This window comes from Actinocorallia aurea, assembly GCF_054783995.1.
The window spans coordinates 220,901-247,157 of the sequence record NZ_BAAGPQ010000015.1; the positions used below are offsets into that span (position 1 = coordinate 220,901).

The 26,257-nt window shown below is 73.6% G+C and carries 22 protein-coding genes; 13 read left to right on the forward strand and 9 right to left on the reverse strand.

Translation table 11 applies throughout. From position 1 onward, the window contains the following. Positions 1-163: 163 nt before the first annotated feature. Genes ACYVOM_RS20730 through ACYVOM_RS20745 form a run of 4 tightly spaced genes read left to right on the forward strand, consistent with a single transcriptional unit; the run spans position 164 to position 5,374 of the window. Positions 164-1,411, forward strand: a complete 1,248-nt coding sequence (locus ACYVOM_RS20730) for a cytochrome P450 family protein (RefSeq protein WP_460305077.1) — start codon at positions 164-166, stop codon at positions 1,409-1,411. Next, the gene (locus ACYVOM_RS20735) at positions 1,408-2,991 is read left to right on the forward strand and encodes a peroxidase family protein (RefSeq protein WP_460305078.1); all 1,584 of its coding nucleotides are present in this window, start codon (positions 1,408-1,410) and stop codon (positions 2,989-2,991) included. The genes ACYVOM_RS20730 and ACYVOM_RS20735 overlap by 4 nt, the downstream gene beginning before the upstream one ends. Continuing rightward, the gene (locus tag ACYVOM_RS20740) at positions 2,988-5,138 is read left to right on the forward strand and encodes a hypothetical protein (RefSeq protein ID WP_460305079.1); all 2,151 of its coding nucleotides are present in this window, start codon (positions 2,988-2,990) and stop codon (positions 5,136-5,138) included. Before ACYVOM_RS20735 ends, ACYVOM_RS20740 begins: the two co-directional genes overlap by 4 nt. Then, positions 5,135-5,374 (forward strand): hypothetical protein, encoded by a 240-nt coding sequence (locus tag ACYVOM_RS20745; RefSeq protein ID WP_460305080.1) that lies wholly within the window; start codon positions 5,135-5,137, stop codon positions 5,372-5,374. Before ACYVOM_RS20740 ends, ACYVOM_RS20745 begins: the two co-directional genes overlap by 4 nt. A gap of 127 nt (positions 5,375-5,501) precedes the next feature. Here the strand turns inward: ACYVOM_RS20745 and ACYVOM_RS20750 are convergent, their stop codons facing one another. Continuing rightward, a complete protein-coding gene (locus ACYVOM_RS20750; RefSeq protein ID WP_460305081.1) occupies positions 5,502-5,777 on the reverse strand; it encodes a hypothetical protein in 276 nt (91 codons plus the stop codon). A gap of 55 nt (positions 5,778-5,832) precedes the next feature. Here ACYVOM_RS20750 and ACYVOM_RS20755 point away from each other — a divergent pair, with 55 nt between their 5' ends. Further along, a complete protein-coding gene (locus ACYVOM_RS20755; protein ID WP_460305082.1) occupies positions 5,833-6,564 on the forward strand; it encodes a MerR family transcriptional regulator in 732 nt (243 codons plus the stop codon). Positions 6,565-6,569: 5 nt separating this feature from the next. Here ACYVOM_RS20755 and ACYVOM_RS20760 read toward each other — a convergent pair whose 3' ends face one another. Continuing rightward, positions 6,570-7,631 (reverse strand): AI-2E family transporter, encoded by a 1,062-nt coding sequence (locus ACYVOM_RS20760; RefSeq protein ID WP_460305083.1) that lies wholly within the window; start codon positions 7,629-7,631, stop codon positions 6,570-6,572. A gap of 151 nt (positions 7,632-7,782) precedes the next feature. Between ACYVOM_RS20760 and ACYVOM_RS20765 the strand changes: the two genes are divergently transcribed. Further along, positions 7,783-8,325 carry a hypothetical protein gene (locus tag ACYVOM_RS20765; RefSeq protein WP_460305084.1) on the forward strand — a complete coding sequence of 181 codons (543 nt, stop codon included), beginning with the start codon at positions 7,783-7,785 and terminating at the stop codon, positions 8,323-8,325. Positions 8,326-8,334: 9 nt separating this feature from the next. On the opposite strand, the gene ACYVOM_RS20770 is transcribed toward ACYVOM_RS20765, so the two are convergent. From ACYVOM_RS20770 to ACYVOM_RS20790, 5 genes are all read right to left on the reverse strand, one after another. After that, positions 8,335-10,734: a hypothetical protein gene (locus tag ACYVOM_RS20770; protein WP_460305085.1), complete on the reverse strand. Its 2,400-nt coding sequence runs from the start codon at positions 10,732-10,734 to the stop codon at positions 8,335-8,337. 966 nt (positions 10,735-11,700) lie between these two features. Continuing rightward, positions 11,701-14,676 (reverse strand): hypothetical protein, encoded by a 2,976-nt coding sequence (locus tag ACYVOM_RS20775; RefSeq protein ID WP_460305086.1) that lies wholly within the window; start codon positions 14,674-14,676, stop codon positions 11,701-11,703. A gap of 124 nt (positions 14,677-14,800) precedes the next feature. After that, positions 14,801-15,235: an ATP-binding protein gene (locus ACYVOM_RS20780; RefSeq protein WP_460305087.1), complete on the reverse strand. Its 435-nt coding sequence runs from the start codon at positions 15,233-15,235 to the stop codon at positions 14,801-14,803. A gap of 525 nt (positions 15,236-15,760) precedes the next feature. Next, positions 15,761-15,952 carry a DUF3040 domain-containing protein gene (locus tag ACYVOM_RS20785; protein ID WP_460305088.1) on the reverse strand — a complete coding sequence of 64 codons (192 nt, stop codon included), beginning with the start codon at positions 15,950-15,952 and terminating at the stop codon, positions 15,761-15,763. An 86-nt stretch (positions 15,953-16,038) separates the two neighbouring features. Continuing rightward, positions 16,039-17,619: a glycoside hydrolase family 10 protein gene (locus tag ACYVOM_RS20790; protein ID WP_460305089.1), complete on the reverse strand. Its 1,581-nt coding sequence runs from the start codon at positions 17,617-17,619 to the stop codon at positions 16,039-16,041. 72 nt (positions 17,620-17,691) lie between these two features. Here ACYVOM_RS20790 and ACYVOM_RS20795 point away from each other — a divergent pair, with 72 nt between their 5' ends. The 4 genes from ACYVOM_RS20795 to ACYVOM_RS20810 are packed head-to-tail and all read left to right on the forward strand — an operon-like array spanning position 17,692 to position 20,842. Next, positions 17,692-18,183: a pyridoxamine 5'-phosphate oxidase family protein gene (locus ACYVOM_RS20795; protein WP_460305090.1), complete on the forward strand. Its 492-nt coding sequence runs from the start codon at positions 17,692-17,694 to the stop codon at positions 18,181-18,183. Between the two features lie 39 nt (positions 18,184-18,222). Continuing rightward, positions 18,223-19,113 (forward strand): metal-dependent hydrolase, encoded by an 891-nt coding sequence (locus ACYVOM_RS20800; RefSeq protein ID WP_460305091.1) that lies wholly within the window; start codon positions 18,223-18,225, stop codon positions 19,111-19,113. After that, complete coding sequence (locus tag ACYVOM_RS20805) at positions 19,110-20,159, forward strand: PDR/VanB family oxidoreductase (protein ID WP_460305092.1); 1,050 nt, start codon at positions 19,110-19,112, stop codon at positions 20,157-20,159. The genes ACYVOM_RS20800 and ACYVOM_RS20805 overlap by 4 nt, the downstream gene beginning before the upstream one ends. 20 nt (positions 20,160-20,179) lie before the next feature. Further along, a complete protein-coding gene (locus ACYVOM_RS20810) occupies positions 20,180-20,842 on the forward strand; it encodes a TetR/AcrR family transcriptional regulator (protein WP_460305093.1) in 663 nt (220 codons plus the stop codon). Between the two features lie 175 nt (positions 20,843-21,017). Here ACYVOM_RS20810 and ACYVOM_RS20815 read toward each other — a convergent pair whose 3' ends face one another. Beyond that, the gene (locus ACYVOM_RS20815; RefSeq protein WP_460305094.1) at positions 21,018-22,253 is read right to left on the reverse strand and encodes an isochorismate synthase; all 1,236 of its coding nucleotides are present in this window, start codon (positions 22,251-22,253) and stop codon (positions 21,018-21,020) included. A 100-nt stretch (positions 22,254-22,353) separates the two neighbouring features. Between ACYVOM_RS20815 and ACYVOM_RS20820 the strand changes: the two genes are divergently transcribed. Next, complete coding sequence (locus ACYVOM_RS20820) at positions 22,354-23,127, forward strand: tyrosine-protein phosphatase (RefSeq protein ID WP_460305095.1); 774 nt, start codon at positions 22,354-22,356, stop codon at positions 23,125-23,127. Between the two features lie 205 nt (positions 23,128-23,332). Here the strand turns inward: ACYVOM_RS20820 and ACYVOM_RS20825 are convergent, their stop codons facing one another. Then, complete coding sequence (locus ACYVOM_RS20825; RefSeq protein WP_460305096.1) at positions 23,333-23,989, reverse strand: HAD family hydrolase; 657 nt, start codon at positions 23,987-23,989, stop codon at positions 23,333-23,335. A 162-nt stretch (positions 23,990-24,151) separates the two neighbouring features. On the opposite strand from ACYVOM_RS20825, the gene ACYVOM_RS20830 reads away from it, so the two are divergent. Together ACYVOM_RS20830 and ACYVOM_RS20835 are read left to right on the forward strand one after the other, a co-directional pair. Then, positions 24,152-25,906: a hypothetical protein gene (locus ACYVOM_RS20830; RefSeq protein ID WP_460305097.1), complete on the forward strand. Its 1,755-nt coding sequence runs from the start codon at positions 24,152-24,154 to the stop codon at positions 25,904-25,906. After that, positions 25,903-26,244 (forward strand): hypothetical protein, encoded by a 342-nt coding sequence (locus ACYVOM_RS20835; protein ID WP_460305098.1) that lies wholly within the window; start codon positions 25,903-25,905, stop codon positions 26,242-26,244. The genes ACYVOM_RS20830 and ACYVOM_RS20835 overlap by 4 nt, the downstream gene beginning before the upstream one ends. The last annotated feature ends 13 nt before the right edge of the window (positions 26,245-26,257 follow it).

Here is a 26,257-nt window from a genome sequence, read left to right on the forward strand (position 1 = left end):
ATTGGACCGGGGTTGCGTAACGGTCGGTAGTGACCTCATGGACAGATGAACCTCACCCAGCGATGTGGTTCGCGTACTCTGTGCGATATCTCCCTTGCGACCGGTGCGATCTCCTGCTTACCCTGCGAGTCCGGCCGATCACTCCCCCTCGCGTGGAGGCCCGATGGACACCGACGGTTATCTCGCCAAGTACGACGCGCTCCAGCAGAGCGATCCCGCAGCGGCGCTCGGGCTGCTGGCCGCCTGGCTGCGCACCGACTGGCGGCCGCTGTTCGCCGAGCTGCGCGCGCGCAGACCCGTGCTCGCCACACCGGCGTTCACCCTCGTCACCCGGTTCGCCGACGTCACCGAGGTCCTGTCCCGGCCGGACTCCTTCACCGTCGCCGCCTACGCCCCGCCCATGGAGGCCGCGCTCGGCGCGCCCAACTTGCTGACGCGCGACGGCACACCGCTCAACTGGCGCGAGAAGGGCCTGATGCAGGTCGTGCTCGCGCCGGAGGACGTGCCCGGACTCCGCGCCCTCACCGGCTCCCTCGCCGACGCGGCGCTCGACGCCGGCGGCGGCCGCGTCGATGCCGTCGCCGAACTGTTCCGGGCCGTGCCGCTGGCCGTCTGCGCCGAGTACTTCGGCTTTCCCGGTCCGGATCCGGCGACGCTCTCGCGCTGGTCCCGCGCGGTGATGACCGACGTGACCGCGAACCTCGCCGGCGATCCCGCCGTGCGCGCGGCGTCGGTCGAGGCGGGCAAGGAGATGATGGACCACCTGCGGGCCCTCGTCGCCGAGCGCAGGGCGGGCCCCGAGGGCGCCGACATCCTGGGCAGGCTCGTGCGCACCCGCCTGCCCGCCGAACTCGGCTTCGACGACGAGCGGATCGCGGTGAACGTCGCCGGGCTGCTCCTGGGGTTCGTGGAGAACGCGGCAGGCTCGATGACGAACGTGCTCGCCCATCTCCTCGCCCATCCCCCGCTGCTCGCCCGCGCCGCCGAGGCGGCCCGCGACCCCGACCGGTTCGAGCCGTTCGTGTGGGAGTCGCTGCGCTTCGACCCGTTCCTGAAGATGATCATCCGCTACCGCGCCCGCGAGCACGTCCTGGCCTCGGGCGCCCACCTTTCGGCGGGCGGGCCGGTGCTCGCCGCGGTCGCCTCGGCGATGTTCGACGAGGCGGCGGTCGCGGCGCCGAACGAGTTCCGGCTCGACCGTCCCGCGCACACCCTGCTGCACTTCGGGCACGGCCCGCACGGCTGCGTCGGCGTCCACCCCGGGCGCACCGTCATCGCCGAGACCCTTCGGCGGCTCCTTCTGCGACCGGGACTGCGCACGGAGGGCGCCATCGTGCGCGACCGCGGCGTCTTCCCCGACGGCCTCCTGCTGCACATGGACTCCCCCGCCTGGAAGGAGCCGCGCGCATGAGCCGCCGCAGCGCCCGCGGAATCTCCTCCGACGGCGCGGTCAACCGCCTGCGTTTCCTCGCCCTCACCCACGCCCGCCCGCTGTGGCGGCTCGCCGAGACCGCCACGCCGCTGCGGCGCGGGCTGAACGCCGTGCTCATCGACCAGGCGGTGCGCGAGATGCCCGCCCGCCCCGAACCGCTGAGCACCTTCGCGCCCTACACGTCCTGGACGTCCCTCACCGACCGCACCTACGCAGGGCGTCACCTGCCCCCGTCAGAGGCCGTTGAGAGCGGACGCCCGTCGGTCGACAAGGCTGCCGATCTCTTCACCCGCGAAGGCCCGATGGATCCGTGCCCACGGTCCACCGTGCTGTTCGCGTACTTCGCGCAGTGGTTCACCGACGGGTTCCTGCGCGGGGAGTCCGCCGAGCCGCGCGATCCCCGGCGCAGCACCTCCAACCACGAGGTCGACCTCAACCCGCTGTACGGGCTGGACGAACGGGCCACCCGCGCGATCCGCGCGCACGAGGGGGGCCTGCTGAAGAGCCAGATCGTCAACGGCGGCGAGTTCCCGCCCTACCTGTGCGAGAAGGGCGAGATCAAGCGGGAGTTCGCCGCCCTGTCGGCGGTGCGGATGGAGATGCTGCCGCCCGAGCACCGCGACACCCTCTTCGCCCTCGGCGGCGACCGCGGGAACGTCCAGGTGGGCTTCACCCTGATGACCGTGCTCTTCCTGCGCGAGCACAACCGGGTGGCCCGGCTGCTGGCCGAGCAGAACCCGGGCTGGGACGACGAGCGGCTGTTCCAGACGGCCCGCAACATCGTCATCGTGGAGGTCATCAAGATCGTCGTCGAGGAGTACATCAACCACATCACGCCCTACCACTTCCGGTTCCTGCTCGACCCCCGCCTCGGCCGCACCCTGGCGCGCGCGCCCTGGCACCGGCAGAACTGGGCGTCGGTCGAGTTCAACCTCGTCTACCGCTGGCACAGCCTGATCCCGGGCGCCCTCGACGTCGGCGGACGCGAGGTGCCGCTGGCCCAGACCCTGTTCGGCGGCGCGCTGATCCCCGGTCCCGGGCTCGGCCGCCTGTTCGAGGACGCCTCGGAGCAGCGGGCCGGGCGGATCGGCCTGTTCAACACGGATCCGGCGCTGCGCGAGGTCGAGGTCTCCTCGATCGCCGACGGCCGGGCGCTCGGCCTCGCGCCCTACAACGACTACCGGGAGCACTGCCGCTTCCCCCGCGTGCGCCGCTTCGACCAGGTGTCGGGCGATCCGCGGGTGCACGAGGCGCTGGCCGATCTGTACGGGAGCGTCGACGACCTCGAACTGTACGTGGGGCTCTTCGCCGAGGAGCCGGGGTCGGCCAAGGCGATCCTGCCGCCGCTGCTCACCAAGATCATCGCCATCGACGCCTTCTCCCAGGCGCTCACCAATCCGCTGCTGGGCCCGCGCGTGGCGAACGCAGCCACGTTCACGCCCCTCGGAATGGAGATCATCGGCCGTACCCGGAGCCTGTCGGACGTGCTGCACCGCAACATCCCCGAGGATCCGGCGCCCCGGTTCGTCAGCATGACCTGGCGGGGAGCTCCGGCATGAGCGATCTCGAAGGCGACGCCGACGCCCGGCTACGGGCCGCGGCCCGCGAGCTGGCCGAGATCGCCCACACGCTGCGGGAGGCGGCAGGGCGGGCCACCGCGGTGCTGGGCGACCCCGCGCTCGCGGCCTCGCTGCGCCGCTCACCGGGCACCGGGCTGCGCGCCCAGCGCGCGCTGCTGCGGGCGCTGACCGACCGGCGCGGGCTCGGCTGGGCCGCCACCGGCGGACGCACCGGGACCCTCGGCGCCAAGCTCGGCGGGCTCGTGGGCGCCGGCAGCCTCCCGATCCGGGTGATGACCACCTCGCTCCGGCTGCGGATCGCCGTGGTCGCCCGCGCCCATCCCGAACTGGGCGACGATCCGAAGCTGCGCACCCTGCTGGAGGCGGTCGCCGCCGACAGCGACCTCGCCGCCGGGCGCGCGCTCTACGCGCTGGTCAGGGACCGGGGCGCCGCACGCGCCCTGTCGGGGATCGCGCCCATCTTCGGCGAACTCCTGGCCCTGCGCGCGCTACTGGACCGCAACCCGCTGAACGACACCACGGCCTGGCTGATCGCCACCGGTATGGGCACCGCGACGGCAGATCCGCTGACCGGCATGAGCAACCGGGTCATCGCCGCGATCGACCGGGGACGGGGCGCGGCGGTCCCGGTGGAGCCCGCGCCGCACGAGACCGCCCGGCTCAGCCCGCAAGGGTCCTTCTTCGACTACCTCGCGGACCTCCAGGTGATCCGGCCGACCGGGCGGGCGCTGGTGCAGACGGTGCGCGGACCCGACGGGATGGAGCGGTACGTCGTCCTCGCTCCCGGCATGCGGATCGGCCGACCGCAGACCGAGCACCCCGCCGACCTGCTCGGCGCGTTCAGCAGCACGGTCCTGGACTCGGGCCCCTACAGCCGCTCCCTGGCCGCGGCGGTCGCCGAGTACGGGATTCCCGAAGGCGCGCAGGTGGCGTTCGTCGGGCACAGCGCGGGCGGCTCGGCGGTGATGAGCCTCGCGCAGGACCCGGCGTTCAACGCGCGGCACGACCTCACCGACGTGATCGCGATCGGAGCACCGATCGACTTCAAGCAGCCCGCCTCCCCCGCGACCCGCGTCTCCAGCATCACCAACCACCACGACATCATCCCGACCCTGGACGGCCAGGGCGCCGGGAACTGCTTCGCGCTGCACCCCGACTGGTACGTCGTGGACTACACCGACGGCACGCACCTCTTCCCTGCCTGCCACGCGCTGGAGCAGTACGCGGCCAATCTCCGCGACGACCTGCCCGAGGCGCGCGCCCACCTGGAGGCCCAGCTCTCCTCCTACACGGGGCCGATCGTCCGGCGCCGCCTCTACCGCCTCCTGGACCACGCGCCCGTGCCACCGGGCTTCCCGTTCCTCACCGTGCCCACCCACCGTGTCGCCGGACCGGCGGGGCCCGTCACGGTCCCCCTGCTCACCCGGGAGGCCACGGCGGTCTCCGCGTGGTTCGCCGTCCGCGCCGAAGCCGCCGCCGACGTCCTCGCCGGCACGTCCGCACACCCGGTCGTGCTCGGCTCTCGGGCGCTGGCGGTCCTGCACCTCACCGACCACCGCGCCGGGGCGCTCGGCCCGTACCGCGAGATCACGCTGAGCCTCGCGGTGCACTCGCCGCTGCGCCCGCACCGGCGCGCGCTCTGGCGGGACGCGCTGCGGCCGCCCGCCATGCGCCACGCGGGCCTGCGCCCGCTGGCCTCGCTCGTCACCACCGCCGAGGCGCTGCACGCCGCGGCCCTGTGGCCGCACCCCGCGCACTCGGCCGAGGTCGAGCTCCGCGTCACCGCGAAGTCCCTCGCGGCGTCCGCGGCCGAGGACGGGGAACCGCTGGTGTCGTTCGCGGGCGACCTGGGCCCTCGCCTTCCCGCCCGAGCTGGGTCCCACCCGAGTTACACGGGGGCCGATTCCGACCGCTCGGCACGCCACCTCCACGCCCCCGGCACCGTCCTGCACACCCTTCCGCGTCTTCGCCTGCACGCGAGCACCGCACCCCACCCCTTCACCGAAACCCTGCGCGCCCTGTCCTTGGACGGCGTCCGCCCACTCCTCGTCCGGGTCTCCCCCGAGGCCCGCATCCGCCGCGAGGCCCCCGCCCCGCTCCACCCCGCCGAGGAGCCCCGCCCATGACCTCCGCCGGCTCCCAGGCCGCAGCACTCGCCGCGTCTGCCGAGTCCGTCGCCGCCTGCGCCCAGCGCCTCCGCGTCCTGGCCGCCCGGCTCCGCACGGATCCCGCCGCCCCGCCCTGGCTGCACGCCGCCCTCGACGCCCACCTCACCGCCACCACCATCGCCGCCCACCATCTATCCGAAGCCGCCGCCCTCCTCACCACCCACCCCACACTTCCTCCCACCAAGAAGCCCTAACCAGTCGGCGGGGGCGGGTCTGGCGCGGGGGCGGCTGGATGTGGGAGGACTGGGCCGGGTCGGCGCGGAAGCAGTCGGCGCGACGGCCCCGTCGCGAGGGTCGGCGCGGGGACGGGGCGGGGGGTGGTCAGGGGGTGGGGGTGGAGAGTGCTTGGGTGAGTGCTTCGGAGGCGGTGGGGGCGTCGGCGTCGGCCAGGCGTTGGAGTTCGCGGAGGTCTCCGGCGGCGGCGGCGCGGCGGGTGAGGAGGAGGCCCGCGCGTTCCGAGCCCTCGTCCAGCAGGTCGTTCAGCTCGGCCAGGTCGCCTTCGGTGTCGGCGAGGTCGGCGAGGCGGTCCAAGGCGAGTTCGTTGCCTTCGTCGGCGAGGGCTCGGAGGGTGTCCCGGTCGGGGGTCGTGTGCGTCATGGGAGCAGGATGCGACCCTGCCCCTGGGGCAGGGTCAATCCGGGAGGATGGAGCCGTGATCACCATCGGACGGCTGGCCCGGTACGCGGGTGTGACGGTCAAGACGATCCGCGTCTACCACGCGAAGGGCCTGCTGCCCGAGCCGGAGCGCGACTCCTCGGGCTACCGGCGCTACACCGCCGCGCACGCCGTCGACCTCATCAAGATCCGCGCGCTCGCCGAGGCGGGCGTCCCGCTCTCCCGCATCCGGGAGCTGCGCGCCGCCACCGACGCCGATCTGCCCGCCGCGCTCCGCGGTGTCGAAGCCGAACTCTCGGCCCGCATCGACGACCTCCACCGGACCCGGGAACGCCTGCGCCGCCTCGCCGACGGCGACGCCGACCTCCTGCCGCCCGGGGTCGGCGCCCACCTCGACCGGCTGCGCCGGTACGGGTTCAGCGAACGGTGGGTGGAACTCCAGGCCGACCTGTGGCTCCTGCTGTTCACCACGCACCCGCAGGACGCCGCGGCGGCGTTGTCCGACCAGGCCGGGTCCGTCGCCGACCCCGGCCTGCGGCGGCTCTTCCTCGACCACGACCGCATCCACGGCGTCGATCCCGATGACCCCGCCGTCGCGCTGCTGGCGGAGCGGATCGTCCGCGCCACCCTGGAGCGCTACGGCACCGGAAGGCCGCCCGGGCAAGGCATCGACTCCGAGGTCCCGGCGCTCATGCAGCGTGCCGTCAACGGCGCGTCACCGGCGTGGCGGAGAGTGGACGCCCTGATCCGGCGGAGCCTCGGCCTCTGAGGCGTTCAGGTGGTGAGGGGGTGGTCTTCGACCTTGTAGCGGCGGATGTAGGTGGTGAGGAAGGCCTGCATGGTGGCTCCGGCGGGCAGTGCGAGGATCGCCCCTGGGGCGCCGAGCAGGGAGGCGCCCGCGATGACGAGGCCGAAGGCGACGGCGGGGTGCATGTCCATGCTGGCGGCCGTGACCTTCGGCTGCAGGACGTAGTTCTCGAACTGCTGGTAGGCGACGATGAAGAGCAGCACCCACAGGGCGGTCGACGGACGCTGGGCGAGCGCGACGAGGACGGGGACGGCACCGGCGATGTAGGTGCCGATGGTGGGGATGAACTGCGAGACGAGCCCCACGAAGATCGCCAGGGTGATCGCGTTGGGGACGCCGAGCAGTTGCAGCGCCACGAAGTGCGCGACCGCCGAGAAGATCGCGAGGATGAGGCGCGAGTACAGGTAGCCGCCCGTCTTGGTGATGGCGATCTCCCAGGCGCGGAGCACGTCGCGCTGCCGGGCGGGCGGCAGGAACGCGCAGACGGCCCGGCGGAGGCGCGGCCCGTCCGCGCACAGGTAGAAGGTGAACAGGGCGACGCCGAAGGTCTGGAACAGCACGGAGACGGCTCCGGTTCCGATGCCCCAGACGTTCCCGGCCACCGACGTGAAGTAGCCGTCGATGTTCGAGCGCATCTGGGCGAGCTGATCGGTGATGTCCGACGGGGACAGATCGAGGCGGAAGGTTCGGTTCACCCAGGAGATGACGGCGTTGACGCGGGAGGGGAAGTCGTTCACGAGGTTCTGGATCTGATCGACCAGCAGGCTGCCGAGAAGGGCGACGAACGCGGCGAAGAGGACGAGGAGCAGGATGAAGATCAGTGCGGTGGACAGGCCGCGCGGCCAGCCGCGCAGCGCGAGGGCGTTCACCGCGGGCTCGATCGCGAACGACAGGAACAGCGAGACCAGCAGGAGGATCAGCAGGCCCTGGAGGCGTTCGAGAATCCAGAGTCCCGCGAGGAACGCCAGGACCGACAGCGCCGCCAGCAGGAACGCCCGCGGCAGCCATCCCGGCATCCGCTCTCGCATCCGGCCAACGTAGCCGGGAAGGGCGGAGGCCTCGCGGAGGCGACACGGGCGATTCCCGGCGCGCGCGGCCGCGATTGCCTACAGTGGCGTTCGTCATGGGCGGTACGGGAGGATGTGTTCCCTGTGGTCGCCGTTACCGGGGAGGGAGACCGTGAGTCGCAGGCTGCTGAGCGTGGGTGTGCGGCTGCACCCGGAGAAGGGCATGTTCCGGGTCCATGACCTGGGCTCGGACCCGACGAGCCTCCAGGCACCGCCGCCTCCGGGCACCGCCCTGGTGAGCGTCGGCTACGACCAGATGTGGATCGGCAGCCTTCAGGACGACGTCGCCATCACCCTCCTGCTCGAGGAGTGGGACACCGAGCCGCCGTCGTCGCCCGGCCCGTGGGAGCAGGAGGCGTTCAGCGAGCTGTACCTGCGCGGGGCGATCGCGGCGTCGGTCGCGACGGGCGAGCCGGTGCTGCACGGCGTCCGCCTCGCGGGCGGGGTCGGCCGCTACCACCTCGCCGTCCGGACCAGGCACCGCGCCGAGATCGCCCGGCTCTACGACGACCTGCTGGACAGGTTCCGCGACGGTTTCAACGCCGAGTTCCAGGCGGCGCTCCGGGCGTTGGAGGGTGTGGAGCACTATCTCGTGCAGCTCTGGCCGATCCAGCCGACCGGGCCGCTGCGCGTGGTCGTCGACTCCCCGATCTGACGGCGCAGCTCACGGGGTCTGCCCTCGGCCTTCGGTGAGGTCGGTGCAGATGGCGCGGGCGCCGAGGTCGAACTCGCTGGCGGTGGCCATGCAGGCGACCCCCGCGAAGGCCGCCCCGTTCGCTTTGGCGGCGTCGAGGCGCTCACGCGTCATGGTGATCGTGCACGTCGTGGACGCGGGTGCCCCGTCGCAGCCGTACCAGCGCGGGGTCCGGTCGATCGCGGACTCCGACAGATACCGGCCCTTGGCCGGGACCTGACCGCTGATGACGGCCTTGAGGGTGACCGACCGGCCCATCGCCAGCCGGAACTCCCCGCACCGGCTCCGGCCGGTGATCGGATCGGTGTCGCCGGTCTCGTCGGTGTCGTGGCTGCATCCGGCGGGGGCGCCCTCGATCTCGACCCGCCACTGGGTCGGCGCGCGCAGGGCCACGTTGCCCGTGGCGCTCCCCGGCGCGACGGGGTTGCCGGCGGTGAGCGCCTCGCACTCGAGGCGGGCCGCGGCGTCGCGCGGGCCCGCAGTCGTCGCGCACACGACGTGGTCGCGTTCGGCCGTGACGGTGCACGCCTCCGACACGGGGCCTTCGTCGCAGCCCCAGTACCGCAGCTGAACGCCCCTGGAGGCGCGCGGTCCGACGGTGACCGCGGTGGCCTCGCCCTTGCGCGCGTCGACGACCGTCGTGCAGTCGGTCCCCGTTCCGGCGGGCGTGCACGTGGACTCGCCGGGGAGTTCCACCGCCGCGACGTGGGTGCGGACGGTGAGCCGGACCGCGACGGTGTCGCCGGTCGCGGCGCTGACCCCGGCGTAGCCTCCCGCGAGCGCGGCGGCCGCCAGGCCACCGGCGAGCGCCGTCCTGACGCGGCGGCGGGAGGCGGGCAGTGCGTGGCGCGCCTTGCCGTTGCCGCGCTGCGCCTTGGCCTCCTCACGCGGCTCCGGAGGCTGCGGGCGTGCCGTGGCCGCGGCGGGCGCGCCACGGGGAGGGGCGGACGCCGAGCCCGGGGACTCGACGCCCAGGTCGACCGACGAGCCGTGCCGGACCGTCTCGCGGGCGTCCTCGGTGAGGCCGGCCCCGACGGGATCGCCGATTTCCCGCCACAGCACCGCGGCCGCGGCCAGCGCGGAGGAGGCCGCGGCCCTGCGCCCGCTGAGCAGGAGCCGCACCCCGTCCTCGTGCAGCAGGTGCGCGAGGGTGCGGCGGTCCCCTGCGCGCTCAGCGGCGGCCTTGCCCTGTTCGAGGATCCGGCCCCAGGAACCGAGCCGCAGCGAGCGGGCGGCGCCCTCGGAGGCCGCGCGCGCCAGCAGGCCCCCGGACTCCGGGTCGCCCGTCCGGGAGGCCGCGGCGACCACCGCGGCGATGAGGTCGCCGTGCGCGGCGACCTCCTCCGGCGTCCGTCCGGGCGCCCCCGCCCAGGCCCGCAGGACCCGCGCGACGGCGCGCACGTCGGACGCGCCGGGGTTGGGGGCGATGACGGGGCCGGGCGCGATCCGGTACCCGTCGCAGGTCTCCACGGCGAGACCGATCCGGGTGAGCCGATCCGCCCCCGCCGAGCCGAGCGGCAGGAGGTCGTCCAGCAGGGCCGGGCGGACCGCGCCGCAGCCGGGCAGGGCGAGCAGGCTCAGAACGCGCAGGACCGGTTCGTCGAGCGCGTCGATGAGCGCGGGCACGAGGTCGCCGACCCGGGCGGGCGGCGGGAGTTCGCCGCCCGCGGCGCTCGCGACGGCCCGCAGCAGCGCCAGCGGCTCCCCGCTGGTGGCGCGCCACAGCGCCTCGGCGCGTGCGGCGTCCGCCTCCTCCTCGCCGCGGCCCAGCGCGGTGCGCACGAGGGCCAGAGCGGGCACCCGCTCCAGGCCCTCGACCTTCAGGACCGCGTCGTCGCCGAGTCCGGAGCGCGCGGTGCCGGAGAAGACGACGCCGGCCGCGGGCACCGCGTCGAGGATCCTGTCGACGGCGGCGGGGGCCAGATCGTCGATGATCAGGCGTACGGGGACGTCGGCGAGCAGCCGCCGCGCCTCGGCCTCGGCGGGGCGGTGCCCGGGCGCGTCGAAGCACGCCTCGAAGATGTCCTGGAGCAGGTCTCCGGTGTCGCGCCCGGTGGCGTCGAGGTGGACGAGGCCGGTGCCGCCGTGCAGGTGCGCCGCCTTGCGCAGCAGGCTGCTCTTGCCGACGCCCGCACCTCCGCGCACGTGCAGGGTGCGTCCCGCCTCCAGCGCGCGGACGACGGACGCGGTCTCGCTGTCGCGCCCGTAGAGCACGAGGGGTGCTTGGGGCAGGGTCCCCACGACCGGGCGGAGACGCGTCGGGGGCTGCTCCCCTTCCGGTAGCACGGCCACTTTCGATCCTTCGGCGGACACCGTCACCAGGTGCTCGCCGAAGACCATCGGCACACCGACGCCCCGCGCATTGTTCACGCCGCCCATCAGACCTCCGGAGGGTAGGAGAGACTTCAAGAGAATCCGCGCGGGATATCCGCCCTCTCTCTGTCCAAAAGGGGCTGGTCATCCATCGAAACCGCGCACGTCCACCTCGGACGTGCCCAGAGAATAAGCCTCCCCCCTCCTCCAGATCCCCCCTTTTCATCTTTTGATCTGCCCGCAGCAATGTCCACTAGTGACAGAGCCCGAGAATTCCCGCAAAGCACGAAAACCGGTAATTCCGACCGCCCGACACACCCCAAGACCGGGCGGAACCCTACGACACCCCTCCCGCACGACACAGCCGAACGCCCCACACAAGGGGCCACACTCCGACACCCGAGACACGAACGACCCGACAAACCCCACCAATCGGAGTAATCAACCATATCGCCCAATTCCCCGATCGGCCCGCGAGAGCAAGCGCTCTCCACACTTTCGCCATTCATGCCCAACCGGATTAAAGCCACAAACAAAACATAAGCGAATTACACCCACCCGCCTATCGGTCACCCGACCGACACACGATCCGAGATCACCGCCACCGCAGCGGACCCCCGACCCACCGCGCGGAGCCCCTCCGGCGACAGACGCGACGCGCACCGGGCCACGGATCCGCCCGACCCGGGTCGGCAATCCACGGCCCTGCGACCACACTTCGGCACCGGGCATATCGAGCCACGAAACCCACCGGACACGCGGCCGGGACCGGCGTCGTGAGTCCCGTCGCCAGGCCGCGAACGACCTTGCGCACGGCTAGGCCACCGGACTTAACGCGTCGGCGCGGCTGTCGGACATCGGCGGTACCGGGCGAGGGCACCTTCCGGACCCTGGCCCGGTGCCGGGGCGGGCTGGGGAACGGGAAACCGGCTCGAAAGAGCCGGGCGCCGCCGTGGAGACGGTCGCGGTGCCGGGGCGGGCGGAGGTTCGGGTGCCGGGGCCGTGGTCGGCTGGGGGGCGGGGTCAGGTGGGGAGCTCGGCGGCCACGCCGGCCACGTCTTGGGCGCTGAGGACGAAACCGTGGTCGCCGATGACGGCGAGGGTCTCGTCGGCGGTGCCCAAGTGGCGGGTGCAGGCGCGGTCGAGGAACGTCTCGACCAGGCGGGCGTTGACGAGCCTGCCGCGTCCGGGCACCCGGAGGAACTCGGCGCGGATGACCTGCCACGCGTGGTCGCTGATGGTGACGAACCGTTCGGCGGCCAGCAGCGCGAGCAGGTTCAGCCGGGTCTCGCGGACCTCGAGGTCGGGCAGGCGGACCGTGCGGAAGTCCGTGACGATCTCGGAGTGGGCCGCGGCGAACTCCTCGAAACGCTCCGGCCGGACGCTCGCGACGAGGGTCGTGGTGGTGACGCCCTCGGCGCGGACCCGGTAGAGGGCGCGGGCGAACGCGTCGCCTTGGCCGTCGTCGAGGATCAGGTCGTCGAGGCCTTCCAGCAGGACGGTCTGGCCCGCGTACCCGTCGAGGAGGGCGGGAAGGCCGTCGGGGCCTGCCTCGCGCACCTGCTCCAGGTGCAGGGTCGTCAGCCGCTCGCCGCTGAAGCCGACCTCGGCGAGCGCGCGGGCGATCATCCGGGCGAGGCGGCGCTGCCCGGTGGAGGGCGCTCCGACGAGGAGGACGGCGGGAGCCGAGGCGCTGGAGACCTCCTGCCCGCGCAGCTGCTGCGCCCACTTGCCGCGGCGGCGCACCTCGGTGAGCATCCGCTCGATGTCGTCGGCGCCGCACAGGAACCGGATGCCGTACGCCTCCACCGTGGTCCCGCCCGTGGGCGCGAGGGGCAGGCCGAACGGCTCGGCGGGCACCGGAACCGGGCCGGGCTCGGGTGATGGCGCGGGGGCGGGCGATGGCGCGGGGGCGGGCGCCGGGACCGGGGCGGGCGGCGGGGCCTGCGCCGCGAACGTCGGCATGTAGGGCGCGGTGCCCTCCGGCAGGTGGGCCGGGCCGGTGAAGTCGGGCGAGAACGGCGCCGTGGCGTCGGCCGGTGGCGGCGCCGCGGAAGGCAGCGGCTGGCCGTAGGGGTCGTACGCCGGGGGCTCGGAGGCCGCTCCTTGGCCGGGCACGTTTCCGATCGGCTGGCCATAGGCGTCGTAGGCGTAGGCGGGCGGGGCGCCGACGGGCCGCGCGTGCGGATCGAACGGCGGCACCGCGCCCGCCTCCGAGGAGGGCGACGCGGACGGGTCGTAAGGCGGCACGGAGCCGTTCGCGGCGGGCGGCGTGTACGGCGGCGGCGTCGCGGGACCGGAAGCCGGCTGGCCGTAGGCGTCGTAGGCCGGGGGCGCCTCGTGACCGGCGGGGCGGGCGTGCGGATCGAACGGCGGCGGGACCTCGGCCTGCTGCGGGATGTCGCGGCCGAACGGGTCTGGCTGCCGCGGGGCCTCGGGCGGGGGCGACGGCAGGTGGCTCGGACGGGTCGCGAAAGGGTCGTCGTCGAAGGGCGGGGGCTCCGGCGAGGGCGGAGGCGCGATGGGCGGCACGACGGGAGGCGGCGCGACAGGAGACTGTGCAGAGGGAGACTGAGCAGCGGGAGCGGGCGCTGCCTGAGACGCGCCGCGCTCGTCGGCGAGGTGGCGGCGCGCGGCGTTGATGATCTCCCACGCGGTGAGCTCGCCCGTCGCCTTGGGGCGGCTGAGCGCGGGTGTGCCGAGTTCGGCGGCGGCCGCCGCGGGGACGACGAACTCCAGATGCTGCGGCGCGGTCTGCGCGAGGCGGCACGCGGTCATCGCCAGCGTGTGGGTGAGCGCGAGCAGCGCCCGCACCTTGCCGGGATCGGTGCTGCTCAGCCCCGCGGGCAGCCGGACGCCCTGGGGGAACAGCTCGCGCAGCGGGTGCTGGGCCTGGCCGAGGACCTCCTGGACGGTCCGCGCCGACTCCGGATCGAGCCACGGCAGAACCGCGGGCACGGCCTGCGGAATGGTCTGGAGGTCGGCGGCGAAGACCGCCGCGGCGGCGCGGCGCAGTTCGGCGGGAGGCCGCGCGGTGCCTTCGGTGAGGTCTCCGTACAGCAGAGCGAGGTCGTACAGGGCCAGCCGCAGGTATTCGCCGGGCGAGGCCTCGCGCACGATGGGGGCGGCGTACTCCGCCGGGCAGCGGCGCAGCCACTCCTTGGCGACGGTCTGCGGCCCGTAGGCCATCGCCTGCTGGTCGGCCTGGACGTACTGGAGCGTGGTGGCGCAGATCGCCGCGAGCGCGGAGGCGCCGGGCTGGAAGGCGCGGTCGGTGGCCAGCGCCCCGGCCAGTTCCCCCATCATCCGCACGACGAAGGCCGCGCCGACGGGATCGCGCGCGCCGAGCCGGTCGGTGTAGTAGACGGCGAGGCGGGTGAGGTCGGGCGCGATCATCCAGCGCAGGTGCTCGGCCTGGACCGTCAGGTAGGGCGCGAACATGGCGACGAGCGGGTGCTCGCCGAGCACGACGGGCGTGCCCGCGCTGAACAGGACGGCGCCCCAGAGGGCGGCGACGGTGGTGGGGGTGCCCGGCTGGAACGCGGGGTCCTGCATGGCGAACTGCTGCGGGTCGACCGCGATCGCGGTGACGAGGGTCTGCTGCACCCTCGCGACGAGTTCGGCGGAGGGGGCTCCGGCGAGCAGGCCGGCCCCGGCCATGAGTCCCGCGGCGATGTCTGGACCGGTCGGGATGAGCTGGGGCGGAACGGGCGGGTTGCCCACTCCGGGCGGCGCGGGCGCCAGCACGCGGCGGGCGGCCGGGTCGGCGGGCGGCGGGCTCGGGTGCCAGTGCCCGTCGAGACCGGCGCGGTACCAGCGGCCCCAGGCCCCGTACAGCCACCACTCGCCGGGCCCGGCCAGCAACCGGGAGACGACCTGCTCCGCGCGCTGCTGCGGCGAGGCGGTCTGCCACCACGCCGAGGAGGTCATCGCGCGGACGTCGGCCTCGGCATTGGCGAAGGGGTCGTCTGCGGGGGCGCCGGAGGTCTGCCAGTTCACCTTTCGGATCCTAGTCGGGTCGGGTGACGCTTCGCCGAGCGCGTGAGCGCCGCGACCGGAGCGTGACCCGGTACCGGCCGCGGGTGCGGCCGGTACGCCTTCCTCCGCTCAGGAGACGGATCGCTCAGGAGGCCAGTTGGCTCAGCATGCGGGTGAACCACACGGTCTTGCCGTGCGGCTCGGTGCGGAAGCCCGAGTCGGCCGCGAGGGCGGCGACGAGCAGGAGCCCCCGGCCGTCCTCGGCGTCGAACTCGCGCTCGGTCCTCGGCTGCGGTGGTGGTTCGAAGGACTCGTCGGTGATCTCGCCGCGCAGGAGGAGTCCCTCCAGCAGCAGGCAGAGGTGGATGGGTCCCTTGCCATGGACGACGGCGTTGGCCACCAGTTCGTCGACCATGAGGACGACTTCGTCTATGTCCGACTGGTCGGCTATCCGCCAGGCCGCCAGCTCCCCCCGGGTGAGTTCCCTGGCCCTGCCCGGTGCGCGCAGGTCCGGGGTGAGCTCCCATTCCGCGGCGCGGGCGCCGGACCTGCCGACCAGCCCCAGTCGCGGTGCGTCCACTGCCCGTCTCCTCCCGTACGACGTGCGTTGCGATGGTGGCCGAGGCCCCCCGGCCCTCACCTTCGGATGTTCCCCCTCCGGCGGCGGAAAATTGCCGTCCGGCGACGGTATGGCCGAAACGGCACTCTTTCGTGCCGCGTCCGCTTCCGGTTCGACCGGGAGATGGCGTTCCGGCAAGGGCCCCTCCTCGCTGGATATCGGTCTCTCTACACATTTGCGACGCGCCAGGCGGCCGACCGGAGTACGTGACGCGTATCACACCTCGGAGAAACCGGCCTGAAGCAGGACAGGGGGGACGCGGTGCGCGAGACACCCCGCAGGAGCCGTTAAGCTGGCTAGGCCGGTGTGGCCAGTGTCCCCGGGCCGCATCTAACGCCTTCACGGAATACCGTTCGGCTGGAGCCGTGTTGTGCCATCCGCCGAGAGGCGACCACCACACCGGCCTTGACGCAAGACAAGGGCCCCGGCGCACCGCGCCGGGGCCCTCGCCGCGTCCGCACCTCCTCGACGCGGACGCGGAGGCGGTCAAGAGAAGAAGACCGCTATGGCGGTGCCGACCGCCGACACCAACCCGAGCACCGTGATCACCACCGCGGCCAGCACGCGCCTGGTGCGGGTCCGGCGCGCCCGGCCGAACCTCTCCAACCGCTGAGCCAGGGCGGGGTCCTCCCGGCTGAGCCGGGAGGCGATCTCGGTCAGGATCCGCTCTTCGTCCATTGAGAGAGCCAAGGCGCACCTCCGGGGGTCATTGAGGTCATCTTCCCCAGCCGAGACTCGTTCTATTCGTCCCGGAGTGATCTCTGTCACGGCCTTCGGACGGCGCCCGCGCCCGGAGCGCTCTCGTGCTGGTTGCGGTCGAGGGCCGTCACCCGGTACGTGTACGCCTTGCCCGGCTGAGCGCCGGGGTCGCTGAAACCCGTGCCGCGGGTGGTGCCGATGAGGTCCTGCGGGCGCACCGGAGCGCACTCCTGCCCCTCGCCCGCCGTGCGGTAGACCGCGTAGGACGTGCCGTCGCCCTTCCACGTCACCTTCACGGCGCCCTCTTCCGTCTTCGCCTGCACGTCCGTAGGCGCGGCGGGGGCCTCTCCGGTCTGCCACGGCGGGATGAGGGCGGGGCGCTGGTAGTGGTCGCGCAGGATCGCGCTCATGAACCCGCCCTTGTCGCGGGCGACGTCGGCGGAGCTGAAGTAGACGTCGCCGCGCACCTCGGGATACCTGGCGTTGAGCGTGAGGTGGCGGCTGATCTCGTCGGGCTTGCGCCACACCGCGTCGGCGCCGACCCGGTAGGCGCCCTGGCCGATGAACAGCCGCACGTCGGTGCCGCGCACGGCGCCCGACCACCACGGCACCAGGACGCGGTAGTCGGCGCGCGGGTCGCCGATCGGCCAGTAGAGCTGCGGGATCACGTAGTCGAGCCAGCCCTGGCGGATCCATCTGCGGGCGTCGCCGTAGATGGAGGCGTAGGAGTCGAGGCCGTTGGTGTCCGATCCGGCCGGATCGCCCGACTTGTTGCGCCAGATGCCGAACGGGCTGATCCCGAATCGCACCCAGGGCTTGGCGGCGTGCACCTCGGTGTCCAGGCGCTTCACCAGCTTGTTGACGTTGTCGCGGCGCCAGGCGGCCTTGCTCGGGTACTCCGCGCCGAACACGCGGTAGGTCTTGGCGTCGGGGAACTCGCCGTCCGACGGATACGGGTAGAAGTAGTCGTCCATGTGGATGCCGTCCACGTCGTACTTGTGGACGACGTCCATGACGGCCGAGACGGCGAGGTCGCGGACCTGGGGAAGGCCCGGGTCATACCAGAGGTACTTGCCGTACTTGACGGCCCAGCTCGGATTCTTCGCGGCGGGGCTGTCGGGCGCGAGCTTGGACCTGTCGTTGTCCTCGCCGACGCGGTAGGGGTTGAACCACGCGTGGAACTCCAGGTTCCTCGCGTGCGCCTCCTCGATCATGAACTCCAGCGGGTTCCAGCCGGGGTCCTTGCCCGCCTTGCCGGTGAGCCAGACCGACCACGGCTCGATCTCGGAGGGGTAGAACGCGTCCCCGGCGGGGCGGATCTGCACGAACACCGCGTTCAGCCTGGCGGCCTTGGCCTTGTCGAGCAGGGTGCGGAAGGCCGCCTTCTTGCGATCGACGGGCAGCTTCGGGTCGCCGGGCCAGTCGCCGCCGTAGACGGTGGCGATCCACATGCCGCGCAGTTCCTTGGCCGGGTCGTCGGGGGTCGGCTTCAGGCCGGTGCACTCGGCGGGCGCTTCCGCGGCGCCGCCCGGCACCGCGGCCTCGGCCTTCGGGGCCGGCACGGGGTCGATGCCCCCCACCGCCGAGCATCCGGCGACCAGGACCGCCCCCGCCACCGCCGTCACCGCCGTACGCGTTCCACCCATTTTCGTGAGGCTACCCGTTCGCCGCGGGGCGGACCCGCCGATTCTGTCGTACCCCCGTGCTGGTATGGGCGCATGGCCACATGGAATGACGTGATCGAGTCGGCGCCGGAGTTCGCCGAGGATGCCGCGGCCCTGTTCGGCGCGCACAAGCACAAGACCATCGCCACGCTGCGCAAGGACGGCGGACCGAGGATCAGCGGGATCGAGATGGAGTTCGTCGAGGGGCAGGCGGTCGTCGGGATGATGCCGCAGTCCCTGAAGGCGCGCGACATCCGGCGGGATCCACGGGTGGCCGTCCACTCCACGTCCGAGGACCCGGATCAGGCGGATCCGGCGGCGTGGCCGGGCGACGCGAAGATCTCCGGCCGGGCGGTCGAGGTCGCCGATCCCGCGGAGGCGGCGGCCCTGCTGAAGGCCATGGGCGCGCCGGAGGAGGTCGCGGGCAGCCCGGTCTTCGTCCTCGACATCGCCGAGGTCGTGGTGACGAGGGTGGCCCCCTCGGCCCAGTACCTGGACGTCTTCCTCTGGAAGGACGGGCAGGTCCGGCAGATGCGGGCGGAGTAGGCCCTTCCCTCTTATTGACGAATTATCTACTATTGCGAGGTGCTCAAGGAGACAACACCCCCCGACCGTCTCGTGCTCGGCGCGCGCGACGTGCGCTTCGACTGGTCGCGGCTGCCGCGCCACTGGGTGCCGGGCGAGCCGCTCGCCACCCACCTGATGAACGTGCTGCACCTTCTGCTGCCCGCGGGGGAGCGCTGGTTCGTCGAGGTGTTCAAGCAGGCCCTGCCCCTCATCGAGGACGAGGACCTGCGCCGCGACGTGCTCGGCTTCATCGGGCAGGAGGCGCTGCACGCCCGCGCCCACACCGAGGTGCTCGACCACTTCGCCGCCCACGGGCTGGACTGCCGGCCGTTCACCGACCAGGTGGAGTGGTTCTTCTCTGTGCTGCTCGGCGACCGGCCCCGGCTGCGCGGGCGCGCCGAGTCCGAGTGGCTGGTGGCGCGGCTCGCCTACATCGCGGCGATCGAGCACGTGACGGCGTTCATGGGCGACTGGATCCTGAACGCCGAGGGGCTCGACCGGGCCGGCTGCGACCCGACCATGCTCGACCTGCTGCGCTGGCACGGCGCCGAGGAGGTCGAGCACAGGTCCGTCGCGTTCGACCTGTACCGGCACGTCGACGGCCGCCATCTGCGCCGCGTCCAGGCGATGGTCGTCGTCGCGCCGCTGCTGTTCGTGATGTGGCGCAAGGGGGTGCGGTTCCTGTACTCGATCGACGGCGAGCTCGCCGGCGCTCCACTGCCGCGCGCCCGCGACGTCCGCGCCCCCGCCGCGCGCGGCGTCCTGCCGCCGCTTCCCCACCTGGGCCGCAAGGTCCTGCGCTACTTCTCCCGCGCCTACCACCCGACCATGGAGGGCGACACCGACCAGGCCGTCGCCTACCTGGCGTCCTCCCCCGCGGCCCGCGCCGCCGAAGGGCGGACGGGATGAGGCTGCCGGCCGAGCTGCGGGGCAGGGGCGGGGCGGACTCCCTGTTCGGGCTGCTGGCGCGGGTCTCCGCCATGCCGCCCGCGCTGGCGGCCCTGAACGGCTTCGGGCGGCGGGCGCCGCGGCCGGTCGATCGCACGCGGGTCCTTGTCGTCACCGAGGTGCGGGAAGAGGCCGAGGGCGTCGCGGGGCTCGTGTTCGGCGATCCCGCGGGGCGGGCGCTCGCGGGCTGGAGGGCGGGTGCGCATGTGGACGTGCGGCTGCCGTCGGGGCGGGTGCGGCAGTACTCGCTGTGCGGGGACCCCGCCGACCGGTGGTCCTACCGCGTCGCCGTTCGGCTGATGCCCGACGGGGAGGGCGGTTCGGCCGAGGCGCACGCGCTCGTGCCCGGCTCGGTCGTGCGGGTGTCGCCCCCGCGCAACGCGTTCCGCTTCACCGGCGGCGGGCCGCACCTGTTCGTGGCCGGCGGGATCGGCATCACCCCGATCCTGCCGATGGTGCGCGCGGCGGAGCGCCGCGGCGAGGACTGGCGGCTGCTCTACACCGGCCGGGAGCGCGCCGCGCTACCGTTCCTCGCCGAGCTCGCCCGGTACGGCGACCGGGTCGCGGTCCGCACGGACGACGCCGCGGGCGTCCCCGGCCCGGGGCTCCTGGACGGCCTCCCGGTGGAGGGCGCCGCGGTGTACTGCTGCGGGCCCTCGCCGCTGCTCTCGCTCGTCCGCGCGGAGGCGGCGGGCGCGCGGGAGTTCCACGCCGAGCGGTTCGCGCCAGGACCCGTCGAGGACGGGGCGTCCTTCGCGGTCCGGCTCGCGCGCACCGGCGTGACCGTCGCGGTCCCCGCCGACCGCAGCATGCTCGACGCGGTCCGCGAGGTCGTGCCCGACACGCCCTACTCGTGCCGACAGGGCTTCTGCGGCACCTGCCGGGTCCGGGTCCTGGAGGGCGATGTGGCGCACCGTGACCGTTTCCCCGAGCGGGCTCGGCGCGACAGTGAGATGATGCCGTGCGTCTCCCGAGCCTTGGGCGACCACCTCGTCATCGACCTGTGACCGTTCCCGGGAAGGGCCGTATGCCCACGACCGACAGACCGCCCGCACCGACCGCGCCCCGCCCCCGCAGGATGTCGCCCGAGCACCGCAAGCAGGCGCTCATCGACGCCGCCCTCGAACTGTTCGGCAGCGCCGCACCCGAGCGCGTCACGATGGAGGACGTCGCCGCGCACGCCCAGGTGTCGCGCGCGCTCGTCTACCGGTACTTCTCGAACATCGAGGAGATCCACGTCGCGGCGCTGCGCACGTCCGTCGACGACCTCGTCGGCCGGATCCGGCGCGAGCGCGAAGGCGACCTGCTGACGCATCTCCAGGACACCATCGGGGAGTTCGTCGCGTTCGCCGAGGAGCACGCGGCGGGGTACATCGCGCTGCTGCGCGGCGGGTCGGTCATCGCGACCTCCGAGACCGCGGCGATGGTCGACGAGGCCCGGCACGCGGCGGTCGCGGAGGTGCTGGCGCGGCTGGAGATCGCCGAGCCGTCGCCCTTCCTGCTGCTGACGCTGCGCTGCTGGGTCGCGGCCTGCGAGGGCGCGCTGCTCACCTGGCTGCAGGAGCGCACGCTGGCCCGCGAGGAGCTGGTGCCGTGGCTGTCGGGGCAGCTCGTGGCGATGATCGCCGCGACGGCGGGCCACGACCCGGCGATCGCCGCCTTCATCTCCAAACTGGAGCGCCTGGCCTGACCCGCGGCCGACTCCGCGTCCAGCGCGAAATCCTCAGGACCGGGCCGGCCCGTTCGCCGCACCGAGCGACGGGCGGGCCGGGCTGCGGCGTAGGACGAGCCTGTCGACGAGCTCACCGACCGGCTCGTCCCACCTCGGTGCGCGACGCCGTTCGGCCTCCGCCGCCCGGGAGCGCTCAGGTGTCGAGGGCGGTGCGCATGACGCTGAACTTGGCGCGGGCCTCGGCGATCTCGGCGGCGGGGTCGGAGTCGGCGACGATGCCGCAGCCGGCGAACAGGCGGGCGCGGCGGCCGTCGAGTTGGGCACAGCGCAGGGCGATCCCCCACTCGCCGTCGCCGCGGGAGTCGACCCAGCCGACGGGGCCCGCGTAGCGGGAGCGGTCCATCTGCTCGAGTTCGCCGATGAGGTCCATCGCCGCGGCGGTCGGGGTGCCGCAGACGGCCGGGGTCGGGTGCAGCGCCTCCAGCACGTCGAGGACGGAGCGCTCGCCCGCGAGCCTGCCGCGCACCGGGGTGGCCAGGTGCTGGACGTTGGCCAGGCGCAGCAGTTCCGGCTGCGCGGGCACGTCGAGGTCGGCGCACAGCGGGGCGAGCGCGTCGCGCACCATGTCGGCGGCGTAGGCGTGTTCGCGGCGGTCCTTGGCGGAGGCGAACAGCGCCTCGCCCAGCGCGCGGTCGGCCTCCTCGTCGGCGCCGCGCGGGGTCGTCCCGGCGAGCACGAGCGAGGCGATCTCGCCGCCGAAGCGGCGGACCAGGAGTTCGGGGGTCGCGCCGACGAGGCCGTCGACGGCGAAGGTGTAGCAGTCGGGGAAGCGGTCGGCGAGGCGGCGCAGCAGGACCCGCGGGTCGATCGGCTCGGCGGTCTCGGCCCACAGGTCGCGCGCGAGCACGACCTTGCCGAGCCGCCCGTCGCGGATGCGGTCCGTGGCGGTGCGCACGGCCTCGCCCCAGCCCGCGTCGTCGAGGGCGCCGCCGTGCCAGACGACGTCGGACGGCGGCCGGGGCGCGAACAGCTGCGCCAGCGGGTCGGTGTCTTCGCCGACGACGGTCTGCCAGGCGCGACCGTCGCGCCAGCCGACGACGCTGCGGGGCACGATGAGCACCGAGTCGTCGCTCTTCGGGTCGAAGCCGAACGTGCCGAAGGCCACCGGCCCCGAGCCGGGCACGCCGACGGAGTCGTCGATCTCGGCGCCGTCGAACAGGGCGGTCAGCGCGGCGCGGGCGCGGGCGAACCTGCCCGGCCCTCCGCCGATCGGGACTCTCGCCGCCTCGCCCCATCCGACGAGCCCGGAGTCGCGCCTGATCCAGGCCAGGGCCGCCGGATGCGGCAGCCGTCCGATGAGGTCGACGGGGCCCGGCACGGGTAGGGTCCGCACCGTCAGCCGCTCGGAGGTTCCCAGCACAACGCTCACGGGGCCCACAGTACAACTGAGTTGAACCCGTTCAAACCACACGTGTCGCTGTTCACACCGCGGCCTCCGTGGCGTGGGTTGCGCCGGGTAGGCTCCGATCATGCAGAACCGCTGGATACCCCTCGAAGGCGCCGTGAACGTCCGTGATCTGGGCGGTCTGCCCACCGAGGACGGCGGAGCCACCAGGTTCGGCAGGGTGCTCCGCTCGGACAACCTCCAGGACCTCACCGAAGCCGACGTCACCCTCCTCGCGGGCACCATCGGCATCGGCCACGTGCTCGACCTGCGCACCGAGGCCGAGGTCCAGCGGGAAGGGCCCGGTCCGCTCAAGCGCGCCGGAGTCGCCCACCACCACCTGTCGCTGTTCAGCACCTCCGACGACCCCAAGGAGGTCGACGTCGACGCGGTGCTGCCCTGGCAGAAGCGCGACGCCCGCGAGACGTCCGGCGACCGCTCCGTCGCGGCCTACCAGGGCTACCTGAGCGATCGGGCCGACTCCGTCGTCGCCGCGCTGCGCGTCATGGCGCACGAGGAGGGCGGCTCGATCGTGCACTGCGCCGCGGGCAAGGACCGCACCGGCGTCATCGCGGCGCTCGCGCTGTCGGCGGTGGGCGTGACCCGGGCGGCCGTCGTCGCCGACTACGCGCTGACCTCGGAGCGCCTCGACGCGATCCTGCGCCGCCTCCTGGCCTCCGACACCTACCGCCAGAGCCTGAGCGGCCGCGCCAAGGAGACGCACGAGCCGCGCTCCGACGTCATGGAGCGCTTCCTGTCCGGCCTCGACACGTCCCACGGCGGCCCCCTGCCCTGGCTCAACGCCCACGGCTGGACCCCCACCGACACCAAGGCCCTGCGCGACCGCCTCCTCGCCTGACGCGGCCCCCACACCCCGCCCCGTCCCGGACGGCGGCGAGCCGGAGCGGAGCGCCGAGCAGTCTCCGGACATCACCGCGCGTGGTCGGCTCGACCCGTCTTTTTCTGCGCCCGTGCCGCCCACCCGAGCCGGCGGCTGACGTGCCCGCGCGCTGACGCGCGACGCCGGTTTCGGCGGCACCGGCACCTGGCGGCTGCTCGGGGTGTCAGGCGTGCGCGGTGTCCAGGAGGGTGCGGGCGAGGGCGTAGGCCTCGGGAAGGGAGTCGCCCCGGTAGGAGAGGGCGGCGATGCCGGCGAGGTGGTGGTCGGCGTTGATGGCGACGGTGTGGGCGAGGTGGCGGAAGAGGGGCGCGTCGGAGTAGGAGTCGCCGTAGGCGACGACGCGGGAGACGGGCAGGGCGTGGCGGAGGCGGAGTTCCTCGGCGGCGTGCACCTTCGCCTCGGGGCCGAGGATGCCCCCAGGGTCGAGCGGGGTGGTGAAGGGCAGGGCGGGGAAGCGTGAGGCGACGACCTCGTCGACGCCCACGTCGAGCAGGAGGTCGGCGAAGAAGTCGGGCGACAGGGTGATGACGGCGGTCCTGCCGCCGCGGGCCCGGATGTCGGCGCAGACCTCGGTGATCCCGGTGAGCCAGGGCGAGGCGGCGAAGGCCTCGGCGACGTGGTCGGGCGTCAGCTCGTGCCACAGGGCGTAGACGCGGGCGGCGAAGCCCGGCGAGTCGATGAGCCCGGCGCCGAGGTCGGCGTCCAAGGCGGCGAGTTCGGCGGTGATCCCGAGGAGCCCGGCGATCTGAAGGCTCGCGGTCGTGCCGCGCAGGAGCGTGCCGTCCATGTCGAAAAGGTGCAGTTCCGTCACGGGGCCCATACCACCACCCCGTGCGTCCCTCGCGCATCGGGTTTTCCGGCGGGTTCGCGAGTGTGGTGTACATCGCGCACTGGTTTCCTCCAGAACGAGACATTCTCTAATGACACATAGGGAACTGATGCGTTACGGTGCCGAGGACCCCGCAGCGATGAGGAGAGGGACGTGAACGTTCTCGCCGAGGAACTGAAGCCGGCCGGAGGCGCCGCGCTCGACCAGGTGTTCATCGCCAGCGGAGCGGGCGTGGTGTTCGCCGTCGCCCTGCTCGCGCTCGGCTGGGGACACCGGACGGGCAGGCTCACCGCACTGACGAAGGCCGCGGCGGTGGCCGGCCGGAACGGGAAGCTGGGCATCCCGGGCTGGGCGGCGCTGCCGTCGATGGTCTCGCTGGTGTCGCTGCTCACCGCACTGCTCGGGATGTACTGGGATATATCCCTACACATCACCCGGGGGCGTGATGAAGGCCCGTTGGCGAACATCGCGCACTACCCGATCCTCATCGGACTCTTCGGCATCTTCGCCGCGGGCGTGCTCGCCCTCGTGCTGCCGCTGCGCGAGAAGCCCGGCCCGGCCCCGCTGCGCATCACGCGCGACTGGTACGTCCCGGCGGGCGGCGCGCTCGTCGCCGGCGCCGGGTTCTACGCGCTGCTCGGCTTCCCGCTCGACGACGTGTGGCACCGCATCTTCGGCCAGGACGTGACGCTCTGGGGCCCCACCCACCTCATGCTCATCGGCGGCGCGGGCCTCTCGCTCGTCGGCATGATGATCCTGGAGCGGGAGGGCCGCGCCGCGGGGTCGCCCGGCAACGGCGTCATCGCCTACATCCGGCGCGGCAGCATGGCGGGCGGCCTGCTCGTGGGCCTGTCGGTGTTCCAGGCCGAGTTCGACTTCGGCGTCCCGCAGTTCCGGCTGGTCAACCAGCCGTTCCTCATCGCGCTCGCGGCGGGCGGCGCGCTCGTCGTCGCGCGGCTGTGGGTCGGGCGGGGCGGCGCGCTCATGGCCGCGGCGTTCTACCTGCTGGTCCGCGGCGGCGTCTCGCTGCTCGTCGGCCCGGTCATCGGCGAGCTGACGGCGGCCGTGCCGATGTACCTCGCCGAGGCGCTCCTGGTCGAGGTCGTCGCGCTGTTCCTCATCCGGCGGACCTACGCGTTCGCGATCGTCTCCGGGCTCGTCATCGGGACCGCGGGGTTCGCGGCCGAGTACGCGTGGACGGGGGTCGCCTACCGGCTCGCCTGGACGCCCGACCTCGTGCCGGAGGGCGTGGCGATGGCGGTCGCCGGGGGCCTCGCGGGGGCGGTCCTGGGCGTCCTGCTCGCCGAGGGGCTGGCCGGGCGGCTGCCGCGGCCCGCGGTCGCCCGGGGGCTGTTCGCCGGCGCGCTGCTGGTCATCGCCGGGGGCGCCGCCAACGGGCTCATCGCGACGGTGCCGGACGACCTGTCGGCGCACGTCGAGATCGCCCCCGACGGCAACGCGGCCATCACCCTCAGCCGTCCCGTGGACGATCCCGCGTGGGTGCAGGTGACGGCGTGGCAGGGCGGCGACCTGCACGTCGACACGCTGGAGCAGACGGGTCCTGCCGCCTACCGGACGACGACGCCGATGCCCCTGGACGGCGAATGGAAGACCCTCATCCGGATCCACGACGGGCGGGAGCTGTCGGCGGTGCCGATCTACCTGCCGAAGGACCCGGCGATCGGCGCGGAGGCGATGCCGGCCGAGCCGTCGTTCACCCGGCCCGCCCAGTCGGAGAAGCTCGTCCTGCAGCGCGAGCTGAAGACCGACGTGCCGGGCTGGCTGTGGGGGGCCGCCTCCCTCGTCGTCCTGGGGTGCTCGCTGGCGCTCGTCCTGGCCCTCGGATGGGGCACCCAGCGCGTTGACCGTGCCACCCGGGAACGTCCCGATGTACGGTCTCGGTCATGATTCTCGCCGATCACTCCGCCACCGAGGCGATCGCCCTGTTCGTCCCGGCGCTGGCCATCGTCTCGGTCATCGCCGGAGCGATCATCGTCGACCGCCGCCGCGGCGCCGCCGAGGAGGCCGCGGGGGCCGCTGCCGACGATTCCCCCGAAGCGAGCCCTGAGGCCGAAAGCCCGTCCGACGCGGCAGACCCCGGCACGGGGACCGGTCAGGGCGAGGACCGAGGGGAGGGCGGCGCGGGCTCGCCCGTCTCCGGCGCGGGGACCGGTCCGGACGCGGCCGAGCCCGCCGACGGGTCCGCCGCGACCGGCGCGGCGGGCCATTCGGAGCGCGAAGCCTGACCAGGGGCGGGCG

What these genes read in the sequence shown, in the direction of transcription:
- ACYVOM_RS20740 (WP_460305079.1), top strand. Translation starts at nt 2,988, where the DNA reads ATGAGCGATCTCGAAGGCGACGCCGACGCCCGGCTACGGGCCGCGGCC.
- ACYVOM_RS20760 (WP_460305083.1), bottom strand. Translation starts at nt 7,631, where the DNA reads ATGCGAGAGCGGATGCCGGGATGGCTGCCGCGGGCGTTCCTGCTGGCG.
- ACYVOM_RS20795 (WP_460305090.1), top strand. Translation starts at nt 17,692, where the DNA reads ATGGCCACATGGAATGACGTGATCGAGTCGGCGCCGGAGTTCGCCGAG.
- ACYVOM_RS20825 (WP_460305096.1), bottom strand. Translation starts at nt 23,989, where the DNA reads ATGGGCCCCGTGACGGAACTGCACCTTTTCGACATGGACGGCACGCTC.
- ACYVOM_RS20745 (WP_460305080.1), top strand. Translation starts at nt 5,135, where the DNA reads ATGACCTCCGCCGGCTCCCAGGCCGCAGCACTCGCCGCGTCTGCCGAG.
- ACYVOM_RS20790 (WP_460305089.1), bottom strand. Translation starts at nt 17,619, where the DNA reads ATGGGTGGAACGCGTACGGCGGTGACGGCGGTGGCGGGGGCGGTCCTG.
- ACYVOM_RS20735 (WP_460305078.1), top strand. Translation starts at nt 1,408, where the DNA reads ATGAGCCGCCGCAGCGCCCGCGGAATCTCCTCCGACGGCGCGGTCAAC.
- ACYVOM_RS20810 (WP_460305093.1), top strand. Translation starts at nt 20,180, where the DNA reads ATGCCCACGACCGACAGACCGCCCGCACCGACCGCGCCCCGCCCCCGC.
- ACYVOM_RS20805 (WP_460305092.1), top strand. Translation starts at nt 19,110, where the DNA reads ATGAGGCTGCCGGCCGAGCTGCGGGGCAGGGGCGGGGCGGACTCCCTG.
- ACYVOM_RS20820 (WP_460305095.1), top strand. Translation starts at nt 22,354, where the DNA reads ATGCAGAACCGCTGGATACCCCTCGAAGGCGCCGTGAACGTCCGTGAT.
- ACYVOM_RS20785 (WP_460305088.1), bottom strand. Translation starts at nt 15,952, where the DNA reads ATGGACGAAGAGCGGATCCTGACCGAGATCGCCTCCCGGCTCAGCCGG.
- ACYVOM_RS20730 (WP_460305077.1), top strand. Translation starts at nt 164, where the DNA reads ATGGACACCGACGGTTATCTCGCCAAGTACGACGCGCTCCAGCAGAGC.
- ACYVOM_RS20835 (WP_460305098.1), top strand. Translation starts at nt 25,903, where the DNA reads ATGATTCTCGCCGATCACTCCGCCACCGAGGCGATCGCCCTGTTCGTC.
- ACYVOM_RS20750 (WP_460305081.1), bottom strand. Translation starts at nt 5,777, where the DNA reads ATGACGCACACGACCCCCGACCGGGACACCCTCCGAGCCCTCGCCGAC.